The sequence below is a fragment of the Rubellimicrobium rubrum genome (assembly GCF_006152115.1).
Lineage (GTDB): Bacteria > Pseudomonadota > Alphaproteobacteria > Rhodobacterales > Rhodobacteraceae > Rubellimicrobium > Rubellimicrobium rubrum.
Map to the genome: position 1 here is coordinate 1 of NZ_VDFU01000053.1, position 12550 is coordinate 12550.

Consider the following 12550-nt stretch of genomic DNA (forward strand, 5'->3'; position numbering starts at 1 on the left):
TCACCTCCAACGGCGCTCCAGCCCTCACAGCCACGGCAGCACGCGTGCGCATGGACATATCCCCTCCCCGATGATCTTCTTTTGAAACCTTATGGTGAACTGTTGGCCGACGATTTCAACTTCCTATCACGCCCGTCATACTTTGGTCGTAGATACCAATGGAGGAGCCCCCATGCGAGACACCCCCGCACGAATGCTGGCAGGACTGATTCTGATGGGAACTGCCCTTCCGGCCCTGGCAGCGGGCCCGTCCGACCCCGACTGGCCGTGCATCCAACGCAAGGTCGAGCGTCTCTCGATTGCGGCCATGTGGCCGGATCCGATCCCCGAAGGAACGGAGCCTCTGCCTGAGGACCTGGAGGAGGTGGCGGCGCAGTTGGCGCTTCGGCGTGTATCCGAGGAGGACGCGCAGGAGCTCCTGTCCCACGCCAAGGAGTCTCACCCCAACTTGGGGCCCGACGACTATGGGCAGGTGTTCCGCATCACCTTCGACCACATCGACCGGCAACGCACCGAAATCGTCGCGGGCATCGGGCGCTATGCGCGCAACCAGTCGACGCTTGCCTCGGAGTTGGAGGAGCTTCGGGCCGAGATGAAGGATCTGGAAGCCGCCGAGGCGCCCGATTTCGACCGGATGGACGAGGTCGAGGCCGAGATCGATTGGCGGGTCCGCATCTTCAATGATCGCAACCGCGCCCTGACCTATGTCTGCGAGTCGCCAGTCCTCCTCGAGCAGAGGGCCTTCTGGATCGCGCAGATGCTGCTGAAGGCCGCAGGGTGACCTCGGCCAATCACTCCCATTCGAGTTCGGTGTAAGCCACCGTCGCGTTCCGGGCGTTGTGTTCGTCAAAGAGGGACCACAACGCCCTCTCCTGCCCTGCAGCGACCTGAACGGCGTCGCCCAGAGAAACCCCGTCGGCGAGAAGTGCGCGCAGGTCCTGCTCCAAGACTCCGAGGTAGCGCCGCAGCGACTCGCCACCCTCGGGCCAGGGCAGGATCGGGCCGCCATGACCTGGCACGACCGAGGTGGCCTCAGATGCCCCCAGCAGGTCGAGAACGCCGAGCCAACCCGACAAGGAGCCGTCAAGCGTCGGCAGGTGCTCATCGAAGACGAGGTCGCCCGCGATCAGCGTTCCGCTCGTCCGGTCGAGCACCGTGACGTCAGCCTCGGAGTGACCCACGGGCCATGCCCGTAGCTCAAGCTCCCGGTCGCCAAGGTCCAGCACCTCGGACGGACCGATGATGCGATCGACTCGGGGCAGCGTGCTGCCTGCAAAGGCCAGTCCGACCTGCTCTTCCGTTCGCTCCATATAGGTCTCGGCCCGAACGGCCAGGCCGTCAGACAACTTCGGATGGGCCAAGATCTCTGCCCCGGCATCGGCCATGGCGGTCGCGCCAAAGACGTGATCCGGGTGGAAATGCGTGAGCACGAGGAACCGGATCGGCTTGTCGGTCCGGGCACGGATGGCTGCAACGGCAGCTTCCCCCAAGGCGCGGGAGCCACCGGCATCGATGACCGCCACCGCGTCCCTGCCCAGTACGAAGGCCACGTTGCCGATGTCGCCGCCGTTCTCCGGGCTAGCCAAGGCAACCGCGGCCCGGTGGACGAACAGGCCCGGCCGAACCTCCTCGAAAGCGAGCGGCGGCTCGGCGAGGGCGCCGCAGTGGACGTCTCCGACCTGATAATGGCTGCGCCAGTCCTCCAGCCGTCCGGCGGCGGCGATCATGGCGGCCTCGCAGGTCTCGGCACCCACGGGCACGGTCCTCAAGACGCATTCGCTGGGTGCGGCCAGCAGGCAGAGCGTCGCAAGGACATCGATCATGGCTGTCTCCAAACTCGGTTTCGACGGATCGACGGATCCGTGCTATCTGTGTGGCGTCGAATGACGTTGGGACGGAGCTCCGCCATGACGCGTCTGCTGCTTGCACCCCTGTTTGTCGCACTCTCGGTCGGGTCTGTCGCGGCCCAGGACCGGCCAAACCCGCTGATCGAAGGCGAGACCTGGGCCTATCTCGCCCCCAGCATCCTGGGGGAAGTCACCCCTGCTCCGGCAGGCGATGCGCTGGCCCTGGACGCGCCCGTCCGTGCCGACGATGCGGCTACCGTTCCGATCCATCTGGTCCAGCCCGCGGGCGGCCCCCCGCTTCATGGCATGACCCTTGTCATCGACGAGAACCCCTCGCCCGTCGCGGCCGAGATCGCCTTCGGGCCAGCGCTGATGCCGCTCGACTTCGAGCTTCGGGTCCGGGTCAACCAGTACTCCAATGTCAGGGCCATCGCGACCACTGGGCAGGGCGAGGTGCTGATGGCGGGCGCTTACGTCAAGGCGTCCGGCGGCTGCTCCGCCCCGGCAAGTCGCTCCCCCGAGGAGGCGACGGCCGGCTTGGGTGAGATGCGCCTGCGAGGCTTTGGCGAGGCCGGCGACGGGCGCCAGGAAGCCCAGGTTATGATACGCCATCCCCAGTTCTCGGGCCTGCAGCGGGATCAGGTGACCCAGCTCTGGATCCCGGCGCATTTCATCGAACGGATCGAGGTGTATCAGGGCGAGGAGATGCTCTTCACCCTCACGGGCGGCATCTCCGTGTCGGAAAACCCCGTCTTCCGCTTCCGATACGTCGACAACGGCGCCCCTGGGTTCCGGGTCATGGCCCGGGACACCGAGGGCAACGTCTTCGAGCAGACCCTGCCCAAGCAGCCGGCCACCTAGAAACAGAGGATCTCGGCCTCGGCCTGCGCCCGCCTGAGGTCCGCGACGGCACCGCGGACCAAAGCGTTGTCGCGAAACAGCGTGGACCGCTCTCCGCCGGTCTGCTGGAGGGCCAGGATCGCCTCGGCCTCCACGTACTTCTCGTAGGGCACGATCGAGGCGATCCGGTCGATCGAGCAGGAGCACTGCTCCAGGCTGCGCTGGTTTTCCCCGTTCACGGCCATGCAGGCGAAGACGTATTCGGCCCGCGCGGCCGTGGGATAATCGTTGAGGAGGGCCGCCGCATCCTGGGCCTGCGCCTGCCCCGCGATCGCCAGCGCAGAGAGCAGAAGGATCGTCCTCATGGCTCGACCTGAGCCAGGGACAGGGAACTGGTATAGGCTGCTTCGGTACCGGCGGCCGGGGCATCGGCCTGGATGGATAGATACCAACCCGGCACCGCCTCGGACACGACGACCCGGATCTCGAGGTCGGCGAAGGCTCCCAGATCGTCGCGGTGCGCGTCGTTTGCGAACGGGATCAGCGCCACAGACGTGGCCTCGACCGGCTGGCCGTCCCAGGTGGCCGTCACCGGCTCGACCTGACCGGGTCCACCCAGGGCGTCCCGGATCCGGTTGCGGATGTAGAAAGGGCTGCCGCCGGTCGCCTCGGCGATCGACTGCACCGTACGCTCCAGGAACACCATCGCGACCGGGTTCCCCACCGTGGCCTTGAATTCGCCAAGAGGTAGGGGCTCCTCGGAAGCATCGGGACTAAGCCCTACCACGCTGGCGCTGTCGTCGGGCCCAAGATCGACGGTCACCTGGCCCCAGTCCTTGTCCGCTTGCGGATCGAACGCGCCGTCTCCTTCGTAGAGCAGTTCGGTCCCTTGCGGGAGCCCGTCGAGTGTTCCTGACCGGAACACGAGGTCGAACGCATTCTCGGCGTGCAGTGCGCCGGTCGATCCAAGAGACGCGCAAAGCGCGAGCGTGGCAGTCCGTATCATGGCTTTCCTCCCCAGGGGCCGTGCTTCGGCCGATCAAAGCCTGTCACGGGGGAGGTTGTCCACAGCTCCGATCAGGGATCAGGCGTCGATGCCCGCCCCGATCGGCTGACAGGTCCAACGCTGGATGGTCCAGCCCGGATGCTCACCCACCCATTGGGCCAGTTGCGGCTGAGCCGCTATGGCGCAGGTCGTCATGGAAATGTCCACGAATTGCAGGGCGCGGTCCTCGCAAGTATCGGGCGAGGCGCTCAGGCAGACGACGAAGGCGAGTTCGATCATGAGAAATCACTCCGAAGGGCTTCGAGGGGCGTGCAAGCACAACCCCTCCAATCCCGGAGCAGAGATGCCAACGGGTTTCAACTCTGGCTGATCCACGTAAACCTATCGTGACCGCCCAAGCCTATTTCGTGAGCCGGTCCGCATGGAATCGCACGTGATCCGCCATGAATGTGGAGATGAAGAAGTAGGAATGGTCATAGCCCGGCTGCCGCCGCAGGGTGAGCGGGATGCCCGCGTCGATGCAGGCGCGTTCCAGAAGCTCGGGCCGAAGTTCCCGGACAAGGAAGGTGTCGGCCTCGCCTTGATCGACGAGAATCTCGTCCAGACGGGCTCCGTCTTCGATCATCGCCACCGCGTCGTGACGGCGCCAGGCCGTATTATCGGGGCCGAGATACGCCCCAAAGGCCTTTTCCCCCCAGGGCACCTGCGAGGGCGCGACGATAGGCGCGAACGCCGAGACCGATTGGAAGCGGCCCGGCAACCCAAGGGCCAGGGTCAGGGCCCCATGACCGCCCATGGAGTGCCCGAAGATGCCTTGGCGATCCATGTCGGCCGGAAACTCGGAGGCCACAAGGGCGGGCAGTTCCTCGGTGACGTAGGTCTTCATGTTGTAGCGTCCGGCCCAAGGGGACTGGGTGGCATCGAGGTAGAACCCAGCGCCCTGCCCCAAGTCATAGGCCGGATCGTCGGCGGCATCGCCCCGCGGCGAGGTATCGGGGCACACCACGATCAGACCCGCTTGGGCGGCTGCACGGCGGTACTCGCCCTTTTCCATGACATTGGCATGGGTGCAGGTCAGGCCGGATAGATACCACAGGACCGGACAAGGCCCTTCCTTGGCGGCGGGAGGCAGGAACACCGCAAAGGTCATCTCTCCTCCCGTGGCGGTGGACTGATGCTTGCACACGAGTTGCCGGCCTCCGTGGGCCGCCCATTCCGAAACGACGTCCATGCATGCTCCTGATCATCGGCCAGACCCGGACCGTCTTGGCCCGGACGGCGCAGGGTTGAGATCCCGCCATCAGGCAGGCTGCCGTGTCAAGGCAGGGGTCTTCGGCCGGCCCTGTTTCCGGCCCTGCAGGGATCGTTACGCAGGGCCGGGATACCGTGTCAGGCGTTAGCCGTCTCGGCCGCGGCCTTGGCCGAGGACTCCGAGCGGTGCTGGACCGTCCAGGTGGCGATGTAGTCCATCAGCGCCGGTGACAGGGCATCATAGGGCTCGAGGCCAATCTCCCGCAGGCGGCTCCGGATGCCATCCATCTCGTTCGGGTCCACGCCAGCCTCGATGACCGAGGACACGAAGGCTGCAAAGCCCGGCTGTGCCCAGCCTTGTCCTTCGAACCGCTCGGGATGCACGAAGCTCAGGCCCTTGAACGGATGATCCCGTTCCACCGGACCATGCATATGGACGCCGCAGGCGTTGCAGCGGTGCCGTTGGATGAGGGCCGACGGGTCCACCACCTCCAGCTTGTCGCCGTTCTCCAGCACCTGCACCTTGTCCACCGGAGCGACCGCGACGATGGAAAATATAGCCCCCTCAGGCTTCCAGCACTTGGTGCAGCCGCAGGCGTGATTATGGGCCACCTGCCCTTCGATACGAACCCGGACCGGACTGTCGGTGCAGTTGCAGACCAGAACGCCGCCGGTGAAGCTTTCGGATGTCGGTGCGATCCCGTTGTCGAGTGCCGGATGCAGCATCGGTGTGGCCATGTGGTGTCCTCCTCCCAGAGCCGGGCGGAACCTCCGCCCCATGGTTGCGCCTCATTCCGTCCGGGCGCTTGGTGACGCTATCACGGCTTCTTGTACTGGCATCAGAAAAGTTGGAGGTGCGATTCTGGGCTGTGGGTGGAGCCGTCCAGCCTCGTTCGGATCCAAATAGTGAGCGTGTCCCGGCGATCACCGGTTCTGTCCGAAGAGCCTTAGCGACGGCGTTTCAGACACTGAGTGCGGCTCTCGCCACGCCAGACCTGGCACGATGGGACCATGTGCCTACGGTTGGTGCTGCGGCGTGCCCGTGGGCTGGACGCGGCAGAACGGACGCAGCGGCCCTTACCCGTGGCGCACCGACCGTGGCAGCCATCTCACGTCCGCCGTCCGTTCAGGCCGGCGATGAAGGGCAAGGCTCTTGCTGTGCTGCTTGTCGAGGTACATGCGCTCGTCGGCCAGATCGAGAAGGCTTGCCCCCGCGTGCGGGTGGTCCGACAGCCTGGCAAGCCCAACGCTCGCGGAGAGCCGGACGGCACTTCCCTCGATGCTCGCCCCGGACACGGCCTCGCGGATGCGCTTCACGAAGTCCCGGGTCTCCACCTCGGGTACCAGATCGCTCACGAGCAAGGCGAACTCGTCGCCGCCGAGCCGGGCAAGGACGTCCGAGGGGCCCACGACGGACCTGAGCCTGTCGGACACGGCTATGAGCATCCGGTCACCCACTGCATGGCCGAAGCTGTCGTTGACGGCCTTGAAGCCATCGAGGTCTATGAACAGCAACGCCCTGCGATCGGAGCCGGGCGATCCAGCCACCATGGCCCGTTCCATGACTTCAAGAAAGGCACGGCGGTTGGCCAAGCCGGTCAGTTCATCCCGATGCGCCAGATCGGTCAACCGGGCATTCGCACGCTGCATCGTCCACATCTTTCGGGCGACGACAAGGACGACCAAGGCCCAGCCTAGGCAGATTGCAGCCACGACGCGGGCGAAGTCGCTCCGGCTCCACACGAGATCGACGTTCCCGGCCTGGTCCGGCATCGGTAGGACGGCCCGGGTGGTGGGAGCACGCGTGGCAAGCGCGGGCAAGGGCGTCGCCATCGGGCCAAGTTGGTCAAGTTTCCGTTCGACTGCCAGTTGGCTCGGGACAGCCGCATGGTGTGGCGACAACTGGGCAACCCTGCCGTGACCTGTCCAAAGCGCCACGATCTGGGACTGCTCGCGCGTGCTGGATAAGTTGGTCGGGCCGGTCTTTGACGCCACGAGGGCATCGCGCAACCGTCCCTGGACGTGAACCTCCTTGGCCAGCCATGCACGGCGCGGGGCGTCAGCCTGCCTGGCCATTGGCGATGTTTCGTTCGACTGCGCTTCGACCCGAACCCAGGGGTGCACAAATCCCGAGCCCGCGCCGAATGCCATGAGGAGCGATGCGAGCCTAGTCCACTTCGCTACGGTGCGCCAGCCCATGGCTTCTCCTCTCGTCTCTACAAGAGAAACAATCGCAAAGATGCCTTGCGAATCGGTTAATCCTGCCCCGGAAATCGCAGTCAATCCTGAGCGCGATCGGCGAACAGTCGCCGTATGAGCAACCGAGCGGTGGTCTTGACCTATGACGAGCCGAGCGAATGCGGCGATTAGGAGGGACTGGACAAGAACTGGGCGGACTGTGAGATCGATGGCCCGCTACGGTGCATCAGGGTCGTGCTCCCAGTCCTTCAAGACAGGATCCTGAGGTTTAGTCGTTCACCTGGTCGGAACTGAGGTCCTTGGTTGTTCGAATGACCTGTCGGGCTGGACTCGTACGGCACGACACCCAGGCTGAATTGCGGCATCGCAGGGGCGACGGTTCAACTTAATTGCCAAGCTGATGCCGGTGCGCTCCTCGCCAGCCCAGCCGCAGGGCCGCGTTCATCACGGAGCGCAAGGCTCGTCGCCTGCCGGCCGTGACGTCCCCGGATTGTTGATGCCTGAGGCGCCGCCGTCCTGCCCGATTCGCGCCACAGATGGACCGAAGCGGGGGTAGGGACTGACTTCGCCCGCTTTGCACCTAGATTGCCCTGCACCATGCCCTACCCGTTCATGACTGCTTCCCTTCGATCACAGGCCGGACGGCATGGCTGATCCACATCCCGGAACGCCTCCGGCGCCCGGCGCCCTGGGGCCGCTACGTCATCCGGTGTTCCGGGCCGTCTGGATGGCGAGCCTCGGCTCCAACTTCGGCGGGCTCATCCAGTCGGTCGGCGCGTCCTGGATGATGACTTCCATCGCCCCGTCGGCGGACATGGTCGCGCTGGTGCAGGCCTCGGTGACCCTGCCGATCATGCTCCTGTCGCTCGTGGCCGGGGCCGTGGCCGACAGCATGGACCGGCGACGCGTCATGCTGGCCGCGCAGATGTTCATGCTAGGCATCTCGGTCGTGCTGTCGCTGGTGACCTGGGCCGGGCTGATCACGCCGTGGCTCCTGCTCCTGTTCACCTTCCTGATCGGATGCGGCACCGCCATGAACGGGCCCGCCTGGCAAGCCTCGGTCGGCGAAATGGTCCCGCGCGAGGATCTGCCCTCGGCCGTCGCTCTTAACAGCATGGGCTTCAACCTCGCCCGGAGCCTCGGTCCCGCCATTGGCGGCGCGATCGTTGCGGCCGCGGGCGCTGCAGCCGCCTTCGCGGTCAACGCGACAAGCTACCTGGGCCTGATCCTCGTCTTGGCGCGTTGGCGGCCCGAGCAGCCCTCGCAGACCCTCCCCCGCGAGGCGCTGGGTGCGGCCATAATCTCGGGTCTCCGCTACGTCGCCTTGTCGCCGGCGCTGCGCATCGTCCTGCTGCGCGCCGTGGTGTTCGGGGTCGGAGCCAGCGCCATCAACGCGCTGATGCCGTTGATAGCCCGGGAGCTCGTGGGTGGGGGTCCCTTGACCTACGGGCTCCTGCTCGGAGCCTTCGGAGTGGGTGCGGTGTGCGGCGCGCTGGGCAGCACTCGACTGCGCGCGTGGCTTTCGACCGAGGCGCTGGTCAGGGGTGCGATCCTGGCCTTCGCCGCTGCCGCGGTGCTGGCGGGCCTGAGCGGCAGCATCTTGCCCACCGTGATCGCCCTCCTCTTGGCGGGGGCGGGCTGGGTGCTGGCGTTGTCGAGCTTCAACGTCACGGTCCAGATGTCCACGCCGCGTTGGGTCGTGGCCCGCGCCCTGTCGCTGTACCAGATGGCGGCCTTTGGGGGGATGGCGGGCGGGAGCTGGCTTTGGGGTACGGTCGCCGAACGGAACGGTTTGGCCCCGGCTTTGTTCATGGCGGCCGGGGTGCTTCTGGCCTGCGCGCTGATCGGGCTGGTGCTGCCGCTCGTTGACGTCAAGGGACGCGATCTCGGCCCGCTGCGCACCTGGCGCGAGCCCGAAACGGTAGTGCCGGTGGATGGCCGGACTGGCCCGGTGGTCATCGCGGTGGAGTGGCGGATCGCCGAGGCCGACGAGCCGGAGTTCCTTCATGTAATGACCGAACGACGTCGGATCCGGCGTCGCGATGGCGCGCACAACTGGATGCTCATGCGCGATCTGGCCGACCCGCAACTTTGGGTCGAACGCTATGATGCCGCCACCTGGCACGACTACGTGCGCCTGAACAACCGGCTGACGCGCGAGGATGCGGCGATCATCGAGCGCCTCAGGGAACTGCATCGAGGAGGCTGGCCACCCCAAGTCCGCCGGATGGTCGAGCGCGAGGCGCGTCCAAGGCACTCCGAGGAGGCCCAGGTGGCCCGTGAGTTGGCCACGCCCCTCAACGACCCGTCGCGGGCCTCCTAATCGGGCCTGCGGTGGAGCCTCATTGCGGCACGGCCTCGGGGGTCATGTCCCGCCGGCCGGGCCCGCCGCGCCGAGCTTGTCCTGCGTTCGGTTCTCGAAATCACTGGCGTCATGGCGTTCATGCAACTGCATCGCGGGTTCGCCGAACGTGTTGTTCACCATGCGTCCGCGTAGCACAGCCGGTCGTGCGTCGATGGCCTTGGCCCATCTCAGGACATGGGAATAGGACGCGACGTCCAGGAACTCGGCTGCCTCATAGAGCCGCCCGAGGACGAGCTGCCCGTACCAGGGCCAGATGGCCATGTCCGCGATGGTATAGTCCGTCCCGGCGACATGCTCGCTTTGGGCAAGCTGCCGGTCCAGCACGTCCAGCTGACGCTTGGCTTCCATCGTGAAGCGGTCGATCGGATACTGGAGCTTGACCGGCGCATAGGCATAGAAATGACCGAAGCCACCTCCCAGGTAGGGGGGGCTACCGACCTGCCAGAACAGCCAGGACAGGCACTCCGCCCGCTCGCTTGGCTGCGTCGGAAGGAACGCCCCGAACTTTTCGGCAAGATATACGAGGATGGCACCAGATTCGAAGATCCGGGTCGGCTTTGGCGTCCCATGGTCCACCATGGCAGGGATCTTGGAGTTTGGGTTCACCGCCACGAATCCGCTGCCGAACTGGTCGCCGTCGCTGATCCTGATCGGCCAAGCGTCGTAGTCGGCCCCGGCATGGCCGAGTTCCAGCAACTCCTCCAACATCACCGTGACCTTGACGCCGTTCGGCGTGGCCAGGGAGTAAAGCTGGATGGGATGATGACCCACCGGAAGTGGCCTGTCATGGGTCGCCCCTGCGATCGGGCGATTAATGCTGGCGAAGGCTCCGCCGCTTTCCCGATCCCAGGTCCAGACCTTTGGCGGGGTAAAGGTGTCCGGTTCGCTCATCTGCCATGCCCGATCGCTGACGCTTGAAAGGCGACAGATGTGCCGCAGATGCAGCCGGGCAACCGCAACCGGCGATGCCGCCCTTACGGATCTCCGCGTCGGCGCCGCGAACCGATCCGTCTGCCAAAGGGGGTTTGATGATGTCCGAGAACGAGACCGAGGTCGAGATCATCGAACGCCGGAGCGGTCATGACGGGTTCTTCCGGGTCGGCATCCTGACACTGAAGCATCGGACCTTCGATGGCATCATGAGCCCGGTCCTGACGCGCGAGGTCTTCGAGCGGGGCAACGCCGCAGCGGTGCTGCCCTATGACCCGCGCTCCGACAGCGTCCTCCTTATCCGTCAGCTCCTGATCGGGGCCCATCTGGCGGGCCGCCCAAACCGCCCGCTCCAAGTCATTGCCGGCATGGTCGAGGCCGGAGAAACGGGCCAGGATGTTGCGGCCCGCGAAGCGGTCGAGGAAGCGGGCTGCGAGATCGGTCGCATCGAGCGCGCTCACGCATTCCTGCCCTCGCCGGGCGGCTCGTCGGAGTTCGTGGAGACCTTCGTGGCCGAGGCCGACCTGTCGTCCGCTGGAGGCCGCTTCGGCCTGGCCGAGGAACACGAGGATATCCGCGCCGAGGTCCTGCCGGCCGCGGCAGCCATCGCCTGTCTCGACGAAGGCGAGATCGAGGCTGGCCCCGCCGTGGTGCTCCTGGCCTACTTTGCGCGCAATCACGACCGGATCCGGCGCTCGTGGCTCGGCGGGCCGCAGGCACCGGGCCGCTAGAGCCGCCGCAGCGCGAGTCGCTCGACGGCGTGATCGGCGCGCTTGGTCAGCACCAGCCTTGCTCGCTCGCGGGTGGGCGCGATGTTGTCGCGAAGGTTCGGCCCATTGATGTCCCGCCAGATTTCCCGCGCCATCCGTGCCGCGTCGTCCGGGGTTAGACTGCTCAGATGGTGGAAAAACGAGGACGGCTCCCGGAACGCCGTTCGCTGGAGAAGGAGCACGCGCTGGATGAACCAACGTTCGATGTCCCGCTCTTCGGCGTCGATGTAGATCGAGAAGTCGAAGAAGTCCGAAGCGGCCATGCCGACACCTCTGGGGACCTGCAACACATTGAGCCCCTCGAACACCAGGATGTCGGGCTGCCGCACGACGTCGAACCGGTCCGGAAGGATGTCATAGGCCTGATGGGAATAGACCGGCACCTTTGCCTCGGGAACGCCGGCCTTCACCGCCTTCAGGAACGCGATCATACGGCGCAGATCGTAGCTTTCCGGGAATCCCTTGCGCGCCATGAGCCCGCGTTCTTCAAGGACACTGTTCGGAAACAGGAAGCCGTCCGTCGTCACAAGGTCCACATGGGTATGGTCCGGCCAGCGGGCCAGAACGGCGCGCAGGAGGCGGGCGAAGGTGCTCTTGCCGACCGCGACGCTGCCCGCCAAGGCCAATACGAACGGCGTCGTGCCAGATGGCTGCCCAAGGAAGGTGTCCTGCACCTGAGCCAGTCCGCGCGCTGCCGCCACATGGAGGTTGAGCAGTCTGGACAGGGGTAAAAGGACGTCCTCCACCTCTCGCAGGGAAACCGGCTCGCCTGCACCCTGGAAGGCGGCCACGTCCTCTGCCGTGAGATCCAAAGGTGTGCCTGACCGCAGTTCCGCCCATTGATCCCGCGTGAAGATCCTGTAGGGACCATTCTCCGCAGGATCCCGGTCCATCGCCACCGCCGCCGCCCCCTTCGACCTTGCCCCGACGGTAGAGCCGTTCGGTGCCCTGGCCAGTCCACCCCGGCCATGCAGGGCCGGGAACTTCATGGCTCCGATAAGGGCGTCACGGGTGATCTGCACGGCAGATGATCATCGCTGGTGCGAAAGGCCAGAGCCGGGCCGAGACCCTTTCTTCCCCAGGGCGGCAGGATCCACTTTGTTCTTGCCCCGAGACTGCCATTTTCCGGCCCAGGCTGGTCGGCATCCATCCCTTGGACACAACGGGGACACAGAATCAGCCGGGGCCCTGCCACTCCGGACACCAGCATCTCGCGATGGCGATGCTGGCTGGCGCGGTCGCGGCGGACCGATGCTTACAGGCTGGATCTAAGAGCCTGACCCGAAAAGAGTTGAGCGGCATCAGCGGGCTGTGACTCCGTCTGGCGGCCAAGCACGACGGA

At 65.9% G+C, this 12550-nt stretch carries 13 protein-coding genes; 4 read left to right on the forward strand and 9 right to left on the reverse strand.

What is annotated here, in order from left to right; all coding sequences use genetic code 11:
* Positions 1–172 precede the first annotated feature (172 nt).
* The gene (locus FHG66_RS20425; protein ID WP_246082703.1) at positions 173–781 is read left to right on the forward strand and encodes a hypothetical protein; all 609 of its coding nucleotides are present in this window, start codon (positions 173–175) and stop codon (positions 779–781) included.
* Positions 782–791: 10 nt separating this feature from the next.
* Here FHG66_RS20425 and FHG66_RS20430 read toward each other — a convergent pair whose 3' ends face one another.
* Entirely contained in the window at positions 792–1823 is a 1032-nt protein-coding gene (locus FHG66_RS20430) for a quinoprotein relay system zinc metallohydrolase 2 (RefSeq protein WP_139078996.1), read from the reverse strand.
* Between the two features lie 84 nt (positions 1824–1907).
* Here FHG66_RS20430 and FHG66_RS20435 point away from each other — a divergent pair, with 84 nt between their 5' ends.
* A complete protein-coding gene (locus FHG66_RS20435; protein ID WP_139078997.1) occupies positions 1908–2708 on the forward strand; it encodes a quinoprotein dehydrogenase-associated SoxYZ-like carrier in 801 nt (266 codons plus the stop codon).
* Here FHG66_RS20435 and FHG66_RS20440 read toward each other — a convergent pair.
* The 6 genes from FHG66_RS20440 to FHG66_RS20465 all read right to left on the reverse strand — a co-directional run bounded on the left by FHG66_RS20440 (position 2705) and on the right by FHG66_RS20465 (position 7143).
* Entirely contained in the window at positions 2705–3052 is a 348-nt protein-coding gene (locus FHG66_RS20440; RefSeq protein ID WP_139078998.1) for a hypothetical protein, read from the reverse strand. The two genes, FHG66_RS20435 and FHG66_RS20440, sit on opposite strands and share 4 nt — an antisense overlap.
* On the reverse strand, positions 3049–3693 hold the full coding sequence (locus tag FHG66_RS20445; RefSeq protein ID WP_139078999.1) for a hypothetical protein: 645 nt from the start codon (positions 3691–3693) through the stop codon (positions 3049–3051). The genes FHG66_RS20440 and FHG66_RS20445 overlap by 4 nt, the downstream gene beginning before the upstream one ends.
* Before the next feature lie 78 nt (positions 3694–3771).
* Positions 3772–3972 carry a hypothetical protein gene (locus tag FHG66_RS20450; protein ID WP_139079000.1) on the reverse strand — a complete coding sequence of 67 codons (201 nt, stop codon included), beginning with the start codon at positions 3970–3972 and terminating at the stop codon, positions 3772–3774.
* A 121-nt stretch (positions 3973–4093) separates the two neighbouring features.
* The gene (gene fghA, locus FHG66_RS20455) at positions 4094–4924 is read right to left on the reverse strand and encodes an S-formylglutathione hydrolase (protein ID WP_139079001.1); all 831 of its coding nucleotides are present in this window, start codon (positions 4922–4924) and stop codon (positions 4094–4096) included.
* A 158-nt stretch (positions 4925–5082) separates the two neighbouring features.
* Positions 5083–5682: an S-(hydroxymethyl)glutathione synthase gene (gfa, locus tag FHG66_RS20460; protein WP_139079002.1), complete on the reverse strand. Its 600-nt coding sequence runs from the start codon at positions 5680–5682 to the stop codon at positions 5083–5085.
* 339 nt (positions 5683–6021) lie between these two features.
* Entirely contained in the window at positions 6022–7143 is a 1122-nt protein-coding gene (locus FHG66_RS20465) for a GGDEF domain-containing protein (RefSeq protein ID WP_139079003.1), read from the reverse strand.
* A gap of 646 nt (positions 7144–7789) precedes the next feature.
* On the opposite strand from FHG66_RS20465, the gene FHG66_RS20470 reads away from it, so the two are divergent.
* Entirely contained in the window at positions 7790–9466 is a 1677-nt protein-coding gene (locus tag FHG66_RS20470) for an MFS transporter (RefSeq protein ID WP_139079004.1), read from the forward strand.
* 42 nt (positions 9467–9508) lie between these two features.
* Here the strand turns inward: FHG66_RS20470 and yghU are convergent, their stop codons facing one another.
* Positions 9509–10399, reverse strand: coding sequence for a glutathione-dependent disulfide-bond oxidoreductase (yghU, locus tag FHG66_RS20475; protein WP_139079005.1), 891 nt, complete (start codon positions 10397–10399; stop codon positions 9509–9511).
* Between the two features lie 137 nt (positions 10400–10536).
* On the opposite strand from yghU, the gene FHG66_RS20480 reads away from it, so the two are divergent.
* A complete protein-coding gene (locus FHG66_RS20480) occupies positions 10537–11169 on the forward strand; it encodes an NUDIX domain-containing protein (RefSeq protein ID WP_176556377.1) in 633 nt (210 codons plus the stop codon).
* Here the strand turns inward: FHG66_RS20480 and coaA are convergent.
* Positions 11166–12230, reverse strand: a complete 1065-nt coding sequence (gene coaA / locus FHG66_RS20485; protein WP_246082704.1) for a type I pantothenate kinase — start codon at positions 12228–12230, stop codon at positions 11166–11168. The two genes, FHG66_RS20480 and coaA, sit on opposite strands and share 4 nt — an antisense overlap.
* Positions 12231–12550 lie beyond the last annotated feature (320 nt).